Here is a 19,699-nt window from a genome sequence, read left to right on the forward strand (position 1 = left end):
ATCCGGTGCTGTCCCGGGCCCGGTGCGCACGGCAACAATCCGTACACAGAAGACACACGGCCGACCCACGGTGGAGGACAGGGCGGGATCCGGCCGGCAGGGCATCAACCGTGCCCGAGGTTCAAGGTCAGGAAGACCAGCGCATTGAGCGCGAAGTGCAGCAGGATGGCCACCTCGATGCGCCCGCTCAGCGTGTAGGCCAGACCGTAGCCCAGACCGGCCAGCATGGCCAGCGCCACGTAGGCGGTGCCGCCGGCCGCGTGGGCCAGTCCGAAGAGCACCGCCGCCAGCAGCACCGGCAGCCAGCCGTTCATGGTGCGCAGGTCGGTACCCAGGCGGCGCGCCAGCAGGCCCTGGATGACGCCGCGGAAGGCCGCTTCCTCGGCCACGCAGGTCAGGAACAGGTTGGCCGCCAGGAACAGCCCCGCGTTGTCCGGCCAGCGCAGCGTCGGCCGGCCGAGGCCGCCGATGACGGCCACCAGCCAGGGCAGGGCCAGCGTCGCGGCCAGCACCGCCCAAAGCGCCCAGGCCGGTCGGCCCGGCGGCAGGCCCGGCAGGTCTTCGGAGGGCGCCGACAACACCCCTTCGGACCGTCGCCGCTGCTGTGAGGCCAGCACCGCCAGCATCAGCATGCCGGCGACGCCCTTGTCGAAATTCAGGTACTTGAGCGTCGGCGGCTTCGCGTCGGAGGTCGTGGCCAGGTAGGTCGGATTCAGGAAGCCCGGCAGCAGGTGCAGTGCCAGCGCGAAGCCGATCACCAGCATCAGCAACATCAGCACCGCCTCGCGGCGCGGACGGTGCCGGGCCTCGATCGCCATCCAGGCGAGGGCGGCCAGCGCGGCCACGGGCACCATCGCGGCGATCGTGAGCTGCCCGTGCACCAGGCCGGCGGTGACCGCCATGATCAGCAGCGACAGCCAGGGCCAGGGCGCGCGCACCGGCAGCAGGGCGGCGGCAATCGACAGGCACAGGAGCAGGTGGCTGAGCGGCATCGGAATCCGGGGACGGCGTCGGGTGGTCGGAAGGCAATCGCGCCGCAGTATCCACGAAGCGGCGATGACGGCTTTCCGGATGGGCTCCGGAGCGGGGTGGGGCACTCACGCGCGTCTTCATTGGCAGGAGAAGCCATGTATGCCTGTGCCGCGCCGTTCCCGACCACGGCGGCGATGGAAGAAACCGTCCTGGAGAGCGTGTCTTCGGGCCTTGCAGGCGCGGTGCTGCATGTCGGCGACCGGCACCGTGCGCGGGACGAGCGCGCGTACGGACACCAACGGCGCTATGACGGCATGGCCGTGCGGGCCGTGCCGGAACCGATGCGGACGGACTCGATGGCCGATCTGGCCTCCCTCACCAAGGTGTTCGCGGTGCTGCCGCTGATGCATCAACTGGTCGACGACCGGACGCTGCGTATCGACGACCCCGTCGCCCGCTACCTGCCTGCGCTGGATGTCAGCGACAAGCGCGACATCCGGCTGCGCGACCTGATGGGCCATGCCGCCTTCCCCGACGGCGTGGCCTTTCACGACCCGGTGCGCGCCGGTGCGCTGTTTTCGCAGGATCGGGAGACGACCGTGCGGATGCTGGGCCAGGTGCCGATGGACGCGCCGCCGGGCACCCGCATCACCTACAGCGACCTGAACTTCATGGCCCTGGGCGCCGTCATCGAGGCGGTGACCGGACAGCCGCTCGACCGCGCGGCAACGGCGAAAATCTATGCCCCGATGGGCTTGTCGCGCACCGGCTACCGGCCGCTGCACAACGGTTTCAGGGCGAGCGACTGCATGGCCACGGAGCGCTGCGGCAACACGCGCGACGGTCACGTGTGGTTTCCCAACATCCGGAACCACACGCTGCAGGGGGAGGTGCACGACGAGAAGGCCTTCCACGCGATGGGCGAGGTGTCGGGGCACGCGGGACTGTTTTCCACGACCTCGGACCTCGGACGGCTGTGCCGGCTGATGCTCAACGGCGGACGTCACGGCGATTTCAAGCTGTGCTCGCCGGAGACCGTGGCGCTCTTCCGCGAGACCTTCAACCCGGACCGCAGCTTCGCGCTGGGCTGGCGGCTGCCGACCGAAGCGACCTCACACCTGTTCGGCAAGCTGCTGCCGCAACACCGCGAGCCCGGCGAGGTCGTGGCGCACACCGGCTGGACCGGTCAGTGCGCCGTCCTGGACTTCGCCAGCGGTCGCTATCTCCTCCTGCTGACCAACAAGAAGCACGGACCGGCAGACCCGGCGGGTCATCTGAACACCTTCCTCGGCGACAAGACCCCTGCGGGACGGTACGGTCCCGTGGTTGAGCAGTTCGTCGAGGGCGTGCTGCTCGAGACCGGCGAATCATCGGCACCGCCGCCCGGGGCTCGCGGCGAGCGCTGACCGGGCCCCGGGCGCGGGTCGGATCCGGCCGGTCGCCGCCCCGCGCACCCGGTCCGCTGAGGTATCGTCCCGCCCCATGCATGAGATGACCTTCTATTGGCACGACTACGAGACCTTCGGACGCGTGCCGCGCCGCGACCGGCCGGCGCAGTTCGCCGGCATCCGCACCGACGCCGAGCTGAACGAGGTCGGCGAGCCGTTGATGGTCTATTGCCAGCCGCCGACGGACTCGCTGCCCGATCCGGAGTCCTGCCTGCTCACCGGCATCCTGCCGCAGACCTGCGCGGAGCAGGGGCTGGCCGAGCACCGCTTTGCCGCGGAGATCCACGCCGAGCTGTCGCGTCCCGGCACCGTCGGGCTGGGCTACAACACGATCCGCTTCGACGACGAGGTGACGCGATTCCTGTTCTGGCGCAACCTGATCGATCCCTACGCGCGCGAATGGCAGAACGACTGCGGCCGCTGGGACCTGCTGGACGTCGTGCGTTGCGCCTACGCGCTACGCCCGGAAGGCATCGAGTGGCCGAAGCACGAGGACGGCCGGCCGTCCTTCAAGCTGGAGCACCTGACCGCCGCCAACGGCCTGGCGCACGAGGCGGCGCACGATGCGTTGTCCGACGTGCGCGCGACGATCGCGCTGGCCCGGCTCATCAAGGAGAAGCAGCCGCGGCTGTGGGACTTCTGCCTGAAGCTGCGCCGCAAGGACGCCGTCTGGGCCGAGATCGGCACGAACCGGCCCTTCCTGCACGTGTCGGGCATGTACGGCACGGACCGCGGCTGCATCGCCCTGGTGTGGCCGCTGGCGCCGCATCCGACCAACAAGAACGAGCTGATCGTCTGGGACCTGGGCAGCGACCCGGCCGAGCTGTTCGCGCTGGACGCCGAGGCGATCCGGCTGCGGATGTACACGAAGCAGGAGCTGCTCCCCGACGGCGTGACCCGGCTGCCGATCAAGACCATCCACGTCAACAAGTCGCCGATCGTGATCGCGTCGATGAAGATCCTCTCGCCGGAGATGGCGGCGCGCTGGGGCCTGGACCTCGCGCAGGGGCAGGCGCATGCGCAGACGCTGGCCGCGCGTGGCGGAGAGTTGTCGCGGCTCTGGTCGCAGGTGTTCCTGCGTCCGGCGGGCGAGGGCGGCGTGGATGTCGACGAGGACCTGTACGGCGGTTTCGTGTCGAACGACGACCGCCGCTCGCTGGAGCGCCTGCGTGAGCTGTCGCCCGAGGCGCTGGCCGACCGCGTCGCGCAGGGCAAGGTGGACTTCCAGGATGCCCGGCTGGAGGAAATCCTGTTCCGCTACCGCGCGCGCAACTTCCCGGACAGCCTGACCGGTGAAGAGCAGGCGCGTTGGGAACAGCACCGCGCCGCCCGCCTGTACGGCGGCGAGGGCGGGGCGCAGACGCTGGAAGCGTTCTTCGAGCGCATCGATACCCTGGCCCAGACGGCTGAGGAGTCGGAAGACGAGCGCGCTGGAGAAATTCTCTCTGCGCTCTATGACTGGGCCGAACAGATCGCGCCGCCGCCCCCCTGAAAGCGGGGCCGTTGTCTGACGAGGCCCGGGAACCGGGTCCTTTCCGGGCTTTGCAGCGCGGGCCAAAACGGGTACACCTTCGGCATACGCCAGGAGACGACATGCAATCCCAACACGACGCCGCCGATCCGACCGCCGCCCGCATGCGGGCGATGCTGGTGCGGGCGCCGCTGGCCGTGGCCTTCGTGGCCACCGGCAAGTTCGAGGTGGTCAGCGAGCACTTCAACCACCTGTTCGGCCACGGCGACGAGACCGACCTGACCGGCACCGACCAGCGCGCCTCGGTCGTGTCGGAGGCCGCCCATCAGGCGCTGCAGGTCCGTCTGGGGACCGCCTTCGGCGCGGGACGGCCGCTGGACGAGGAAGTGGAATTCGTCCGCCGCGACGGTTCGCGCTTCTGGGGCCGGCTGCAGGCGACGCCGGTGCACTGGGAACAGCCGGCCGGCGAGGCGATGTGGATCCTCGAGGACGTCACCGCCGCCCGCCAGCAGCGCTTGCAGCCGACCTGGTCGGCCAAGCACGACGACATCACCGAACTCGCCAACCGGCGCGAGATCGAACGCCGCCTGGCCGAACACGTCGGCAGCCGCCGGCACGAGCCGGTGTCGGTGCTGTTCGTCGACATCGACAAGTTCAGCGAGATCCAGCAGGGCATGGGGGCGGAGGTCGCCGACCACTTCCTGTACGGACTCGGGCAGATGCTGATCACCAAGGTGCGGGCCTCCGACACCGTCGCGCGGCTGGAGGACGACCACTTCGTCGTGCTGCTGCCGGACTGCGACCAGCATTACGCCCAGATCGTCGCGGAGAAGATCCGCTCGTCCATCGCCGGCTACCGGCTGCGCTGGGGCCTGCACCGCGCCCGCGTGAAGGCGAGCCTGGGGGTGGTGCAGCTGCAGACCTCGCTGGATACCGTGGATGCGGTGCTCGGTGCCGGGCAATTGGCCTGCACCGAAGCCAAGGCCGCCGGCGGAGACTCGGTCCGGGTGTTCATCTCGAGCGGGAGCTACGAGGAACTGGCAGGGGCGTGAGGCCCCCCTACTTCGCAATGCCAGGCGCGGCCCATCACAGGGCATGAGGGCTCCCTCCAGGACCCTCAAGCCCTATTCCGGGCCCATCAGCAGCGATGCCCTCGTGAGAGGGGGCGTGGTGATCGGGAGATCGGTCCGGCTCAGTACTCGAATGAGGCGTTCACGCTGACCGTGCGCGGCGAGCCGAGCACCAGGTAGCCGCTGTTCGGGAAACCGCCCGAGGACGCCCAGTAGTTTCGGTCCGCGACGTTGTCGACGCGCGCACGCAAGGTGACCAGGTGGCCGCGGACGTCCATCGCGTACCTCGCGCCGATGTCCACGCGACCCCAACCCGACACGCTCAACATATTCGTCGCATTGGCGTAGACGCTGCCCGTGGCGATCACGCGCGCATCCAGCGACAGCCCCTGCACACCCGGCACGTTCCATTCGGTGCCCAGGTTCAGCATCGTGCGCGGGACGCCGATGACGCGCTTGCCCTCGGTGTTGGCGACACCGGTGCTCTTCTGCTCGGCATCCAGCCAGGTCAGGCCGCCCAGCAGCTTCAGGCCGGCCATCGGCTCGCCGAAGGCGGTCAGCTCGATGCCCTGGTGACGGTCCTCGCCCTGCGCTTCGAAGCCCAGCGTGCTCGTCACGACGCCGCGCGGCTTGGCCGTGGAAAAAAACGCCAGCCCGCCGCCCACGCGACCGCCGTCGACCTTCAGGCCGACTTCCTTCTGCTTGGACAGGTAGGGATCCAGCACCTTGCCGATCGCGTTGGTCGCGGTCGACGGCGCCGAGTCGCCTTGCGTCAGCCCCTCGATGTAGTTGCCGTAGACCGAGAGCCACTTGCTGAACTTGAACACGACGCCGCCCATCGGGCTGGTCTTGCTGCGGTCGTACGGCGCACCCGGCGCGCCGGTGTTGTAGGCGTAGGTCCGCAGGTCCAGCGACTGGTGGCGCGCACCCAGCGTGATGCGCAGCGCGTCGTCCAGCATCACCAGCGTGTCCGCCATGGCCACGCTGCGCAGGCGGGTCATGCCGGTGGTGGCGGGATCTTCCAGCCGGTTGCTGACGGAGATCAGCGCGGGCAGCGGCGCGGACCCTTCGACGTAGAGGCTGGTCGGGATCAGGCGCGGCGTGGCGGCCGTGGTGGAGACGCCGAAGGCGGCGCGCTTGTCGAGCCGGAAGGCGTTCGCCGACACCACCAGCTCATGCTTCACCGGGCCGGCGGTCAGCAGGCCGCGCAGGCCGACTTCGCCGGTGCGGACGCGGTCTTCTCGGGTGTTGTCGAAGCGCGAGGTCGTGCCGGCGCCGGTCGCGGCGTTCGTCAGCGAGAGATTGGCCAGCGAGTTGGCCTCGTCGCTGCTGCGCGCGCCGGCCGCGAACCACGCGGTCCAGCCGCTTCCCAGCAAGGGCTGCAGCCAGCGGTCCAGGTCCACCTCGCCGCGCAGTGTGCCGAAGAGGTCGCGCTCGTTGGAGTAGGTCCAGGGCTGGGCCCAGTTGGCCTCGCTGTCCGGCGCGGCCGGCACCGCGGTGACCGCCGCGCCCAGCGTGACGTTGGTGCGGGTGCGCTTGAGCTTGTGGTCCTGGTAGCCGACGTCGGCGGACAGCCGCACGTCGCGGGCGCGCCAGTCCAGGCCGACCGAGGCCATGCCGAGGTTGACGCTTTCCTTGTCCACGCTGGTGTCGCCGGCCCGCGAGGCCAGGTTGACGCGCACGCCGGTCGCGTTGTCCGGGCCGAAGCGCCGGGCGACGTCGACCGCCAGGATGGTCTGCCCGCCGCTGGCGCTTCCGACCGTCATCTGTGTCAGGGGCTGGCTGGGCGCGCGCTTGGGCAGCAGGTTGATCGAGCCGCCGATGGCGTCGCTGTTGGGCGTCGAGCCGTTGAGGAAGGCCGAGGCGCCGCGCAGCACTTCCACGCGCTCGAACAGCTCAGCCGAGATGTACTGGCGCGGCAGCAGGCCGTACAGGCCGTTGTAGGCGACGCTGTCGGAGTTCAGGATGAAGCCGCGGATGAAGTAGCTTTCCTGGAAGTTGCCGAAGCCCCGCGCCAGGCGCACGCCGGGGTCGTTGAGCAGCACGTCGCCGACGCTGTGGGCCTGCGTGTTCTGGATCAGCTCGTTGGTGTAGGAGATGGTGCTGAACGGGGTGCTCATGATGTCCTGGTTGCCCAGCAGGCCGACCCGGCCGCCGCGCGCCACCTGGCCGCCGGCGTAGGACTTGATCAGGCCGCCGCGCGACGCGTCCGCGCTGGCTTCGACGACAACCTTCTGCAGCTGGGTCGTGGCGGCGCCTGAGGCCGCCGACGCTGCCGCTTCGGGCGCCTGCGGCACCGTCTGGGCATTCTGGGCAAAGGCGCCGCCATGCAGCGCGCCGGTCAGGGCGAGCGCCAGTGGCGCGAGGACGGGACGGAAGGCAGCAGACGACATGACGTTGAGAAGAGTTCGCAGATAAGAATCACTCTCATTATCTGGATGAGCTTCTCGTTAACCCGACCCGAAAGGGGGAGGTCGGCGAATCCGCAACAGGTTTTGGGCGATGGCCGGACGGTCGATCGAAAGAATTGGTCGGGGAATCCATTTCTTTTCTAAAGATCGCCCGGAAAGTGCCGATGACGGCGGGAAGACCGGTCGCTTGAGGCCGGGATCCTGGGAAAAACGCCATGTCCAACGTCAGCCTGTCGACCGCCTTGTCCGGCATCTCCGCCGCCAACGAGCGCCTGCGCGCCTCGGCGAACAACGTCGCGAATGTCGCCACGCCGGGCTATCGCCGCGAGCGCATCGAAGCCCAGACGGCCCAGGACGGCAACGGCGTGACGACCAAGGTCGAGAAGCTGCCGGAACCCGGCGCCGACCTGGCGGCCGACGTCGTCGAACAGAAGTCGGCGACCTACGCCTTCGTCGGCAACCTGCGGGTGCTGCAGACGCAGCTGCGGGCCGAGGGCGCGCTGCTGGACATCCACGTCTGATCTGCCCGCCCTCCTGCCCAACGGCCGCTTCAAGCGGCCGTTGTCGTTTCTGAACGCTCGACGCTGAGAGCAATACCTGACCCTGATGACGCTTCAGTGAGCCCCTCAAGGCTGGGGTAGATGCACAACGTCACTGGCCCCCTCGGGTTGCGTCAATAGAATCGCCCCCGCAATCAGACAGGGAGGGACTTCGTACCGCGCGCAGACGACGCGTGAGCGAAGGCTGCGTTTGCGTGGCTCATGCGACCCGCGGCGCCCCTTGTCGTCGACAGGGAGCGATGTGCCCATGAAGCTTTTCCATGTTGATCCGACGCGCCCGCGTCGTATCGAGATGCTCGTCCGGCTCGGCGCACTGCTGGGAACGGCGATCGCGCTGCTGATGCCGACCCTCGCGACAGCGGAGCGCTACAACCGTGTCGTGCGGTACTCGCTGTATGCCCCGTTGTACGGTTGGGCCGACACTCCGCAGGAGGCCTGCAACGAGATCGAGAAGGCTTTCAACGCCGGCAACGGCGCCGCTGGCAATCACCAGTTCCTGAAGAGCTTCCACTACTCCGCGCCCAATAACTGCATCGTCGAATGGGAGTACGACGACAAGCCGGGCAACGGCGCCACGAACTACCCGATCGACCAATCCCTGCAGTGTCCCGCACAGAGTACGTCGGTGCCCGGTCAGGACGCCTGCATCTCCATCCTCGACCAGACGTTTGCGGAAGCAACGCGGCCGCCGTCGTGCTCGGCGGTGGCCGCCGACCCGTCCTTCGGCAATCCGATCTATCCGCTGCGTGGCGTGAAGCGCGAGGTGGTGCCGCTGGGTATCGCGGTCGGTCCCGTGGACTTGCGGTTCATTTACGACAACGGACCCATGCTGCAGCAGTCCGGCCTCGGCCCGGCTCAGCTGTCGGCGGTCGTGCTCGGCAGCAAGGTGTGGCGATCGACGGTGCATCGCCGCCTGGTGGTGCAGGGCGGCGGCCAGTCCGTGCAGGTGGGTCGACCCGGCGGCGAGGTCAGCGGATTCGAACGGATCGGCGGCGTCATGGTGTCGCAGACGGGATCGGGCGACCGCCTGACGGTGGGGCCGTCCTCGATCACCTTCTGGGACGACGGCCTCCAGTTGATGGAGCTTTACGACCCCGTCGGCGTGCTGCAGAAGGTGTCGTCGACGACCGGCGCCTTCGCGACCTTCAGCTACAGCGATGCCGCCACGCCGCCCACCATCGCGCCGGTGCCGGGGCTGCTGATCGCGATCACCGACCACAACGGTCGCCAGGTCCAGTTCCGCTATGAGGGCCCTGGCCGGCTGAAGACCATCGTCGACACCGACGGCGCACAGACGGGGGTGCTCTACGACCCGATCCTGAATCTCTCCGCCATCGTCTGGAGCGACAGCCAGAAGCGCAAGTTCGACTACAGCGGGACCGGCTTCAACTGGACGCTCACGGGCATCATCGACGAGTCCGACAGCCGCTACGCCACCTTCGGCTACGACACCTCGGGACGGGCCATCTCCACGGAGCACGCGGGCGGCGTGGACCGGTATTCGGTGACCTACGGGCTGGCGCCGGTCAAGCTGATGACCGAGCAGTTCGATGCCGGGCGCGACGCGGTGGTTCGCACGCTGGGCTGGCAGGCCGGCGCCGGTGTCGCCGTGCTGCGTCCCAACGGACAGCACGTGACCGACGTCGGGACGACGGTGGTGCAGGGCCGTCCCGTGATGACCACGAACTCGCAGCCGGCCGGTGCCGGATGCGCGGCGGCGACCAGCTCGCAGAGCTTCGACGCCAAGGGCAACGTGGTGCAGGCGGACGACTTCAACCAGCACCGCACCTGCTATGCCTACGACGCGGCCAACCGCGTGACGGCGCAGGTCGAGGGCCTGGACACGTCGGCGAACTGCGCATCGGTGCTCGGCGGCGTGCTGCCCGCCGGCGCGCGCAAGCTCAGCACGGCGTGGCATCCGGACTGGCGGCTTCAGACGAAGGCGTCGCAGCCGGGGCGCTTGACGACGACGGTCTACAACGGACAGCCCGATCCCACGAGCGGCAACGCCATCGCCAGTTGCGCCCCGTCGGGTGCGCTGCTGCCCGACGGCAAGCCGATCGTCGTGGCGTGCAAGCGGATCGACCAGGCGACGACGGACACCTCCGGCGTGCAGGGCCTGTCCGCGACGCCGCTGGCGGGCGTGGCGGCGCGCACGACTTCGTGGACGTACGACGCCGCGGGGCGCGTGCTCACCGAGCGCGACACGTCCAACGTGATCACGATGACGGCGGAGTACCACGTGGACACGACGGCGGATCACACCATCGGCGATCTGAAGTCGACGACCAATGCGCTCGGGCATCCGACGCTGCCAGTGCGCTACACGCGCTCGGGCCTGCCGCTGGAGGTCGTCGACGCCAACGGCGTCAGCACGGTCTACGCGTACGACGCGCGGCGTCGGCAGACGTCGGTGACGACGGCGGGCAACGTCACGTCCTACGAGTACCAGCCCACGGGTCTGCTCAAGAAGACGACGCAGGCTGGCGGCAGTGTCGTGAACTACGAGTACGACGCAGCGCATCGGTTGACGGCGGTGTCCGACGGCCTGGGCAACCGCGTCGAGTACATGCTGGACGCCAACGGCAACCGCACGCAGGAGGTCATCCGGGACCCGCAGGGAGCGCTCAAGCGGACGATGAGCCGCACGTTCGACGCACTGGGTCGCGCGCAACAGACGACGGGGAGGGAGTAAGCCATGAATCGCATCGACACACGCTGGAAGCGTCGAAGCCCGCTCGCGTCCCTCGTGGCCGCGTTCATCGGAATCATCGGATCGGCCGGACCGATCACGTACGCGGCCACATTGCCGCCGCCGCCGGTCTCGCCGGCGCCGGTGACCGATTACGAGTACGACGCCAAGGGCAATCCGACCAAGGTCGTCCAGGCCAAGGGCGTGAGCGGTTTCAGCTTTGCGACGACCAACGCGTACGACGCGCTGGACCGGGTGAAGACCAGCACGAATGCGCGCAATGGCGTGACGACGCTGGGTTACGACGGCATCGACCAGCTGAAGCAGGTTACCGACCCTCGCAACCTGGTGACGAGCTATCAGCGCAACGGGCTGGGCGACATGACCCAGCTCGCCAGTCCTGACACGGGGACGGCCAACAGCACGTACGACGCCAAGGGGCGTCTGCTCACGCGCACCGACAGCCGCGCCGTGCAGGCGACCTACGGCCACGACGCGCTGGACCGGCTGACCTCGGTGATCTATACGCAGAGCGGCCAGACGGCGCTGAACTACGGCTGGACCTACGACCAGACGGGTGGTGAGTTCACCAACGGCATCGGCCGCCTCACGACGGCCACGAGCCCGGCCGGCAACACCAAGTACGGCTACGACGCCTTCGGGCGCGTGACGGCGGTGATCCAGACGGTGGGCACGGCGGTGCACACCACGCGTTACACCTACGACGGCGTCGGCCACATCACCAGCGTCACCTACCCGTCCAAGCGGGTGGTGAGCTACCAGTGGAGCAACGGTCAGCTCGTCGGCATCGGCGTCGCCAAGGACGCGGCGAGCGCCGCGCAGCCGCTCATCAGCAACATTCAATGGGAGCCCTTCGGAGGCGTGCGCAGCTGGCAGATGCACCTGACCAGCGGGACGAAGCTGCAGGAGCGCGTGTTCGACCAGTACGGCCGCCTGGTCCGATATCCGCTGGGCGCATTGGTGCGCGACATCACCTACGACGCGGCGGACCGCATCGTCAGCTACACGCACCTGGACGCGACGACAGGCGAGGTCACGGCGGCATCGCAGGCGATGAACCAGAGCTTCGGCTACGACGAGCTGGGCCGCCTGACGAGCATCGTCACGCCGGCCAACTCCTGGTCGATCGGCTACGACGCCAACGGCAACCGGACCAGCTACTCGCAGAACGGCGCGGCGCGCACGTACACGACGCCGGCCACGAGCAACCGGCTCACGAGCGTCAGCAGCCCGTCGCGCAACCTGGGCTACGACGCGGCGGGCAACACGCTGAGCGACACGGGCCAGGCCTACACGACGACGTACCGGTTGGACAACCGGATGGGGACGTTGACCAAGAACAGCGTGACGCTGACCTACCGCTACGACGCGGGCGGGCAGCGGGTGCACAAGGAGCACAGCCAGGGGATGCGGTACTTCGCGTACGACCTCGACGGCAAGATGCTGGGCGAGTACAACGCGACGTCGCAGGTGCACGAGTACGTGTGGCTGGGAGATATGCCGGTGGCCGTGATGACCGGCTCCGGACCTGAGCCAACTGTTCTGTACGTCTACGCGGACCACTTGAACACGCCACGGATGCTGATAGACAAGTCCGACGCGCTGCGGTGGCGGTGGATGAGCGAGCCGTTCGGGACGGCGACGCCGGAGCAGGCGCCGGCGGGGCTGGCGCAAGTCGTCTTCAACCTGCGCTTCCCCGGCCAGTTCTTCGACAGCGAGTCAGGGCTGTATTACAACTACTTCCGGGACTATGACCCGACGTTGGGGAGGTATACCCAAAGTGACCCCATTGGGCTCAATGGGGGCATAAACACCTACGCGTACGTCGAGAACCAGCCGACCAAGTACACGGACCCATTGGGGTTGGAAACGTATATCTGTACGCGTCCGCTGGGTGGGGCGCCAGGTTCATATGCCCCGCCATTGCTGAACCACACATACGTGTGTGTCGGGAGCGGGGCGAACATGACCTGCGGAAGTACCACGGCGTCCAGCGGCGGAGTGCTTAGCAACATCCTGCCCGGAAGCCCAGGGAAGCCGACAACTTCAGTCACGGACTACTTCAAGCCTGAGGCCTGTGAAAGGCGTCAAGGCGAAGACAGCTGCATTGAAACGTGCATCGCGAACGAACTCAAGAAGCCAACCCGTCCGCGATACGCTGTTGGGCCGGCCGGTACTGATTGCCAAGAGTACACAGAGGATGTTGTCAGTACGTGCGAGAGGCGCTGCGTGCGGCGATGATGATGACGAGACGACGCATCCTCCTGCTTCTGTGGTTGACGCTCATCATGGGCATACTCGCTTGGACCTTAGTCAGCTACCACACACAGTCCGACCTTCAACTCAAGAGCGAAATCCTTCTTCGTCACGGACTCTTGATGTTGGTCCTGACTCTTCCTTGCGGTTGGCTTTTGACGGCCCTGGTTGGAGCAGCACTGCGTCTTACGGGGGTTGAAGCTGCGGGGGTGAGTGACGCTGTGCTTGTGTCGTCGATTGGCGCTGCGGCTGGCTATTTACAGTGGTTCATATTGCTGCCGTGGCTGTGGCGACGTTGGAAGACTCGGCATGCGCCAAATGAGCAGCCGACTGCTTGACGCGATGCAGGTTCGGTGGCGGCCAGCTCAAAAATGTGGGGGTGGCGCGGTTGCTACATGGAGCGAACCACTCTCCATGCTGAGCGGCACGCCGCAAGGCGTGCTCGCTGAGCTGGCCGAAGCCATCCACGGCAAAGCCTGCCACCTCACCGAAACCCAGCTCCGTCACCTGAAGCTGTTCATCGCGCTGCAACGCTGGCGCCGCTGAGTTCGCGGTGTGTGGCCGTGTCAAGGCTGGCCGGTAGGCTACCCGCGAGGGCTTGGCCTTGATGCGGAGGCACACCGCTGACGCTCGCCGTGGGCGGTGCATGCCGGGGTTCTGGCATGCACCGTTGACGGCCGAGGGCGACTCGCTCCCTTCCCTGGGAAGGGCGGGGGGATGGGTGGGAGCGGTCGCCGCAGGACGACGGTCAGACCTGGCAGGCGCCGGGTCTGACCCGGAGGTGCGTCGCGCCCCAGCGCGGACACCGCAGGGCCGGGGGAGCCGGAGCCATCGAAGCGCGGCCCAAGCGCTGGTGAGCCCCCAGGCGCACGATGGTTCCGGGACCGCAGCCGAAGGCGTGAGGTCCGCCGCTGACGAAGCGCAGCGCAGGAAGCCACCCTGTGAGACGGCGAGCGTCCAGCTCGAAGCGCGCATCGGCACGAGGCACGCTGCCCGGCGCACGGGGTGGCTTCCTGCGCGAGCCGCCGACGTTCAGTCGGTGGAGCGTGCAGGCAGCGGCGCCCATGACGGGAGACGGAGGGCGTCCAGCCCGCAGAGTGTGCGTGCGGCCCCAGCCGCCGAAGAGCACACGTTCGCCCGCCCGGAGTCGGCAGGAGCTGGCAGCGTCTGCTGCGAGCGTGCCGGGGCTGCAGACGCATCGGCAGATGCGTCATCGCTACACGTCGCATCCCGATGCGAGGTGTTCCATGCGAGTCTCATCCGATGCCCTGGCGGGCCTGCTGCGCCCGCCGCCCCCCAAACCCAAGCAACCCACGGCGCGCGAGCGCGCGGCCGCGAACCGGCTGCGCGTGCTGCAGGCCGTGGCCGAGCACGGCTCACTGCGCTGCGCGGACCTTGCCGCCGCGTGCTGGCCTGCGGCGACGTTCGGCGAGCAGATGGCGCAGCGCACCGTGCGCGTGCTGGTCGGCATGGGCGAGCTGATGCCCCGGCGCAACGCGCTGGGCGGCGTCAGCGTCGTGCTCACGCGGCCCGGCGCCGCTGCGCTCGAAGTGCGCGGCGTCATGGCGCACCACGGCCTGGACCTCGCCGTGAGTGGCCCCGCCTTCCGGCACTCGGCGCTGACAGCGCGCTGGTGCATCCACAAGCGCAGCCAGGGCTTCCAGACCTTCACCGAATACGCCATCGCCCAGGGCCGCGCGCCGCTGAGCCGCGAACTGCTGTTCAAGCGTCTGGGCCGCCACGTTGATGCCGTGCTCATCAAGGGCGACAAGCTCTACGCCGTCGAAACCGAGTCCGCCCCCAAGGACACGGCATCGCTCATGCGCATCGCCGCGATGGCCGAGCTGGTCGGCCGCCGCCTGCACCCCGACATGCCGTTCGTGCTGGCCGGCGTCTTCATCGTCTTCGACGCCGAGCAGAACCACGCCGGGCGCATCGCCCGCGCCGCGCGCGAGCGCTGGCAGCGCTACAGCGCGGCCGACCAGACGCTGCTGGCCAGCCGCGTCACGGTGGCCCGCGTCGAGCTGGGCCTGCCCTTGGTCTGGCGTGGCTGCAGCGAAGCGCCGCTGGCGATGCGCATTTAAAACGCCGGTGCCTATACGGGTCAGGACACCTCGGCTTGATTGAGGCCATCCGTGCAACTTGATTCGGTGGATAAACCCACCCCGACGGCCCCGCGAGGGGCCGTCGGTCTTTAGTGCGCTAAAGCCCGATGGGCGTTTAAAGCGCGACGGATAACGAGGCATTCCTAGACGCGGCTCCCCTTGCACGGAGCCGCTCAATGCCTCAGACCCTGCCAGGCGCCATCGCCTCGGCCCTCCAGACTGCCCACGCCACCTATGACGCGGGCCACACCCCCGACATCCCCTTCATCGCCCGCCAGCCCGAGCCTGTGCCGCAGGCCGCGCTGTTCGACGCCCCCGAGCCACCCCGGCTGAGCTGGGCCGAGTGGCTGGCGCAACCGCTCGAACACGCCGGCCCGGTGCTGCCCTACCTGGGCCACACGCACCAGGAGCTGCGCGACGCGGCGCAGCTCGTGCCGGCCGAGCTGTACGAACTCAGTCGCCACGAGCCCTTCCCAACGCACGAGGCCCGGCTCGTCGCGGCAGCCGAGAAGCGCTTCGGCGAGCCCGTGTCGGGCCAGACGGTGAAGAGCCAGGCCGCCCGCGTGCGCGATGCCGGCTACTGGCGGCGCGTCCTCGTGCGGCGCGTGCGCGAAGCGCGCGAGCACCTGCACCTCAAGCTCGGCCTGGTCGGCGCTGGTGGGCGCCAGTACTGCAGCGACGAGGCGCGCAGCCACCGGCGCCTGCAGCTCGACAAGCAGGCGCAGTGGCTCAAGGACACGGTGCTGCGCGCGACCATCGACGGCGAGCTGGTCGAGATGTCGTTGGAAAAGGTGGTCAAGACACCAGCCTGAGCAACCCGTCGCGCAACCTCGGCTACGACGCGGCGGGCAACACGCTCACCGACACGGGCTCGGGCTATACGACTGACCGGTTGGACAACCGGATGGGGACGCTGACCAAGGGCGGCGTGACGCTGACCTACCGCTACGACGCGGGCGGACAGCGCGTGCACAAGGAGCACAGCCAGGGGATGCGGTACTTCGCGTACGACCTCGACGGCAAGATGCTCGGCGAGTACAACGCGACATCGCCGGTGCACGAGTTCGTGTGGCTGGGGGATACGCCGGTGGCAGTGATGACGGGATCTGGCCCCGAGCCGACGATCCTGTATGTCTACGCGGACCATCTGAACGCGCCGCGGATGCTGATCGACAAGGCGGACGCGCTACGGTGGCGGTGGCTGAGCGAGCCGTTCGGGACGGCGACGCCGGAGCAGGCACCTGCGGGGCTGGCTCAAGTGGTCTTCAACCTGCGCTTCCCCGGTCAGTTCTTCGACAGCGAGTCAGGGCTGTATTACAACTACTTCCGAGACTATGACGCGACGTTGGGGAGGTATGTTCAAAGCGATCCGATAGGCTTGGCGGGCGGCATCGACACCTACGCCTATGTCGGAAACTCACCGCTTCAATTCTACGATTCTCTAGGCCTGAAACCTGGTGAATCGTTTGACTCTGTCGAGGCGGCTGCCGTTGATGCGCTCAATTATATCAATGGACGCTCCATTTGCGAGAATGTTGAATACGGTGGATGGATTTACAAGAAATGGGGTTTTGATAATAAGAATTCAAAATTCACTTACGATGAGCCGACCAGAGGCAAGTCGGCGTCGGTGCCGTATCCATCCGCTCCTGCATTCCACGAGGCGTATTCCGCATTCCACACGCATGCGGCATATGACCCCAGATTCGATAACGAGTCGTTCTCTGATCGAGATAAAGAGATCGGCGACGGCTTGGGGGTTCCCACCTATCTGGCAACACCTGGCAGGAAGATTAAGAAATACTCTCCAGATCCGAGGCGGAATGGTCGCGGGCAGGTTTCTACCATCGGTGCCACTCCAAATTGCGAGTGCCCAAAAAAGTAAGCTATGAAATTATACTTTTGTCTGATGACCTTGCTCATTGCCGGGGCTGTTCATTCGCAAGAGAGGCACTCGTACCGCCCGTCAGAAGGGTTTGTCTCGTCGGGTAGGACTGCTGAATTGATTGCTGAGGCCGTTCTGGCTCCGATTTATGGGAAGGCTGAAATTGAAGAGCAAAGGCCCTTCAAGACTGCGTTGAAGGGCGATGTTTGGATTATTTCAGGGGATCCCGCTCGTCGCAATCCAAGGTATATGGGTGGAAATTTCGAGATTCATATTTCCAAAGCTACCGGTGAAATATTGTTCCTGACGCACACAAAGTGATCGCCGTTGAATATCGAATCGGCCTCGGCGGGTAGACAAGACCTGACCCGTGCTGCAGTGCATCGGATGGGGACGCTGACCAAGAACGGCGTGACGCTGACCTACCGCTACGACGCGGGCGGGCAGCGGGTGCACAAGGAGCACAGCCAGGGGATGCGGTACTTCGCGTACGACCTCGACGGCAAGATGCTGGGCGAGTACAACGCGACGTCGCAGGTGCACGAGTACGTGTGGCTGGGAGATATGCCGGTGGCCGTGATGACCGGCTCCGGACCTGAGCCAACTGTTCTGTATGTCTGGGACCATAATACCGGCTATTTTGGTTCCGGGCCTTTACTCCGGCGGCGTGGGTGGATTGGGGGCTGCATTTGGTTACTTGGCGGCGAGAAAGGCGAAAGGCTGCGATATTGAGTTGATGGGCCTTCTGTCAGCAGCCGGGTCTGGATTCGTCGGTGGTTTCCTGACCCCCTATCTCGGAACAACTAGAGTGGGCGCTGCCTTGCTTGGTGGTGGGGTGGGAGCGGTATGGGAAGGGGCTTCGCAGAAGATTTCCGAGCCAGAGAAACAGTTGAATTGGAGTGCAATCGGATCCAGCGCAGCCTGGGGTGCAAGTGCTGGGTTCGCTCCTTGGACGAAAGGGGCTCGTTGGAGTAGCGTAAAGTTTCCTGAATGGGCTGCTGCAGGCAACTTGAGGCGGGAGATTGCCGCAAACCCGGCGTTGAGTATCGGTACCGCACTTGGTATCACATCGAGCTTTGGTCCGGAGGCTGCTGATAGTTCAAACTGCACATGTAGCAAATGATTGATGAAAAACTCATTCTTCTCCTCGTAGGCTTGAGTTGTGGCCTTCTTGGGTATCCCAGTCTTTGGATTTCCCAATTGATGTCTGGCTACATATTCAGGCGAGGTCATTGGCTATATCTTTTGACGGCACTAGCCTTCTGCGGTACGCAACTGTTCTTGCTTCTTGAGTTGGTGGTCTTTGTACTAGCTCACGTGGTCTCTTTGGAAACGCGCCGAACAAGTGTCAACTACTTTCTGGTGGGACTATTAGTCGGCGTGTTTGCGGGGCAGCGAATCGTCAATCACCTGAGAAAGCCTCCAAGGTAGCCCCTCTACCTTCATAAAAGTTCCCATACATCGTCGATCCTGCATCCATACGTGGGCGAGAGACGACGCTGGGCGCTTGATCACGCGGACCGACAGCCGCAACGTGCAGGCGAGCTACGGGTATGACGCGCTCAACCGGCCGACCTCGGCGATCTACACGCAGAGCGGCCAGACGGCGCTGAACTACGCGTGGACCTACGACCAGACGGACGACGACTTAGGCGCAGGCGTCGGCAAGTTGACGACGGCCACCAGCTCGTCGGGGAACACCAAGTACGGCTACGACCTGAACGGCCGCCTGATCACGGCGATCCAGACGGTGGGCACGACGGTTCTCACGACGTGCTACGGATACGACGACGATGGTCGCGTCACTCGGATCACGTATACCTCGGGTCGCGTGCTGACGATCCAATACAACGCCGAGCGGCCCGTGGCCATGAGCCTGGCTCTGGATGCGTCGAGCGCTGCGGTGCCGCTGATCAACAACATCCAGTGGGAGCCCTTCGGGGGCGTGCGCAGCTGGCAGATGCACCTGACCAGCGGCACGAAGCTCCAGGAACGCGTGTTCGACGAGTTCGGCCGCCTGGTCCGATATCCGCTGGGTGCGGTGGTGCGCGACATCACCTACGACGCGGCGGACCGCATCGTCAGCTATACGCACCTGGATGCGACGACGGGTCAACCCACGGCGGTCGCGCAGGCGATGAACCAGAGCTTCGGCTACGACGAGCTGGGGCGCCTGACCAGCGTCATCACGCCGAGCAACTCCTGGGCGATCACCTACGACTCCAACGGCAACCGGACCAGCGTGACGCAGAACGGCGTGGCGCGCACGTACACGACGCCGGCCACGAGCAACCGGCTCACGAGCGTGAGCAACCCGGCGCGCAACCTGGGCTACGACGCGGCGGGCAACACGCTCACCGACACGGGCCAGGCCTACACGACGACGTACCGGTTGGACAACCGGATGGGGACGCTGACCAAGAACGGCGTGACGCTGACCTACCGCTACGACGCGGGCGGACAGCGGGTGCACAAGGAGCACAGCCAGGGGATGCGGTACTTCGCGTACGACCTCGACGGCAAGATGCTCGGCGAGTACAACGCGACGTCGCCGGTGCACGAGTCCGTGTGGCTGGGGGATATGCCGGTGGCGGTGATGACCGGGTCGGGTCCGGAGCCGACGATCCTGTATGTCTACGCGGACCACCTGAATGCGCCGCGGGTGCTGATCGACAAGGCGGATGCGCTGCGGTGGCGGTGGATGAGCGAGCCGTTCGGGACGGCGACGCCGGAGCAGGCGCCGGCGGGGCTCGCGCAAGTGGTCTTCAACCTGCGCTTCCCTGGCCAGTTCTTCGACAGCGAGTAAGG

General features: G+C 66.7%; 15 protein-coding genes. 13 read left to right on the plus strand and 2 right to left on the minus strand.

What is annotated here, in order from left to right; all coding sequences use genetic code 11:
• Positions 1-104: 104 nt before the first annotated feature.
• Positions 105-992 carry a CPBP family intramembrane glutamic endopeptidase gene (locus tag PV762_RS04095; protein WP_421033748.1) on the minus strand — a complete coding sequence of 296 codons (888 nt, stop codon included), beginning with the start codon at positions 990-992 and terminating at the stop codon, positions 105-107.
• Positions 993-1,127: 135 nt separating this feature from the next.
• Between PV762_RS04095 and PV762_RS04100 the strand changes: the two genes are divergently transcribed.
• From PV762_RS04100 to PV762_RS04110, 3 genes are all read left to right on the plus strand, one after another.
• On the plus strand, positions 1,128-2,378 hold the full coding sequence (locus tag PV762_RS04100) for a serine hydrolase (RefSeq protein ID WP_421033749.1): 1,251 nt from the start codon (positions 1,128-1,130) through the stop codon (positions 2,376-2,378).
• Between the two features lie 76 nt (positions 2,379-2,454).
• Entirely contained in the window at positions 2,455-3,912 is a 1,458-nt protein-coding gene (gene sbcB / locus PV762_RS04105) for an exodeoxyribonuclease I (RefSeq protein ID WP_421033750.1), read from the plus strand.
• A gap of 101 nt (positions 3,913-4,013) precedes the next feature.
• Positions 4,014-4,943: a GGDEF domain-containing protein gene (locus PV762_RS04110; RefSeq protein ID WP_421033751.1), complete on the plus strand. Its 930-nt coding sequence runs from the start codon at positions 4,014-4,016 to the stop codon at positions 4,941-4,943.
• A 140-nt stretch (positions 4,944-5,083) separates the two neighbouring features.
• Here PV762_RS04110 and PV762_RS04115 read toward each other — a convergent pair whose 3' ends face one another.
• Positions 5,084-7,354: a TonB-dependent receptor gene (locus PV762_RS04115; protein ID WP_421033752.1), complete on the minus strand. Its 2,271-nt coding sequence runs from the start codon at positions 7,352-7,354 to the stop codon at positions 5,084-5,086.
• Positions 7,355-7,587: 233 nt separating this feature from the next.
• Here PV762_RS04115 and PV762_RS04120 point away from each other — a divergent pair, with 233 nt between their 5' ends.
• The 10 genes from PV762_RS04120 to PV762_RS04165 all read left to right on the plus strand — a co-directional run bounded on the left by PV762_RS04120 (position 7,588) and on the right by PV762_RS04165 (position 19,697).
• Positions 7,588-7,893: a flagellar basal body protein gene (locus PV762_RS04120; protein ID WP_421033753.1), complete on the plus strand. Its 306-nt coding sequence runs from the start codon at positions 7,588-7,590 to the stop codon at positions 7,891-7,893.
• A gap of 286 nt (positions 7,894-8,179) precedes the next feature.
• Positions 8,180-10,627: an RHS repeat domain-containing protein gene (locus PV762_RS04125; protein ID WP_421033754.1), complete on the plus strand. Its 2,448-nt coding sequence runs from the start codon at positions 8,180-8,182 to the stop codon at positions 10,625-10,627.
• Positions 10,628-10,630: 3 nt separating this feature from the next.
• A complete protein-coding gene (locus PV762_RS04130; RefSeq protein ID WP_421033755.1) occupies positions 10,631-12,886 on the plus strand; it encodes an RHS repeat domain-containing protein in 2,256 nt (751 codons plus the stop codon).
• 429 nt (positions 12,887-13,315) lie between these two features.
• Entirely contained in the window at positions 13,316-13,447 is a 132-nt protein-coding gene (locus PV762_RS04135; protein WP_421033756.1) for a hypothetical protein, read from the plus strand.
• A gap of 701 nt (positions 13,448-14,148) precedes the next feature.
• A complete protein-coding gene (locus PV762_RS04140; RefSeq protein WP_421033757.1) occupies positions 14,149-14,985 on the plus strand; it encodes a hypothetical protein in 837 nt (278 codons plus the stop codon).
• 197 nt (positions 14,986-15,182) lie between these two features.
• Positions 15,183-15,818 carry a replication endonuclease gene (locus tag PV762_RS04145; RefSeq protein ID WP_421033758.1) on the plus strand — a complete coding sequence of 212 codons (636 nt, stop codon included), beginning with the start codon at positions 15,183-15,185 and terminating at the stop codon, positions 15,816-15,818.
• Positions 15,731-16,891, plus strand: a complete 1,161-nt coding sequence (locus PV762_RS04150) for a DUF4329 domain-containing protein (RefSeq protein ID WP_421033759.1) — start codon at positions 15,731-15,733, stop codon at positions 16,889-16,891. The genes PV762_RS04145 and PV762_RS04150 overlap by 88 nt, the downstream gene beginning before the upstream one ends.
• 24 nt (positions 16,892-16,915) lie before the next feature.
• A complete protein-coding gene (locus PV762_RS04155) occupies positions 16,916-17,212 on the plus strand; it encodes an NTF2 fold immunity protein (RefSeq protein WP_421033760.1) in 297 nt (98 codons plus the stop codon).
• A gap of 66 nt (positions 17,213-17,278) precedes the next feature.
• Positions 17,279-17,623, plus strand: coding sequence for a hypothetical protein (locus PV762_RS04160; RefSeq protein WP_421033761.1), 345 nt, complete (start codon positions 17,279-17,281; stop codon positions 17,621-17,623).
• Between the two features lie 775 nt (positions 17,624-18,398).
• Positions 18,399-19,697 (plus strand): hypothetical protein, encoded by a 1,299-nt coding sequence (locus PV762_RS04165; RefSeq protein ID WP_421033762.1) that lies wholly within the window; start codon positions 18,399-18,401, stop codon positions 19,695-19,697.
• The last annotated feature ends 2 nt before the right edge of the window (positions 19,698-19,699 follow it).

It is taken from the genome of Mitsuaria sp. CC2 (assembly GCF_048957715.1).
Taxonomy (GTDB): Bacteria; Pseudomonadota; Gammaproteobacteria; order Burkholderiales; family Burkholderiaceae_C; genus Roseateles.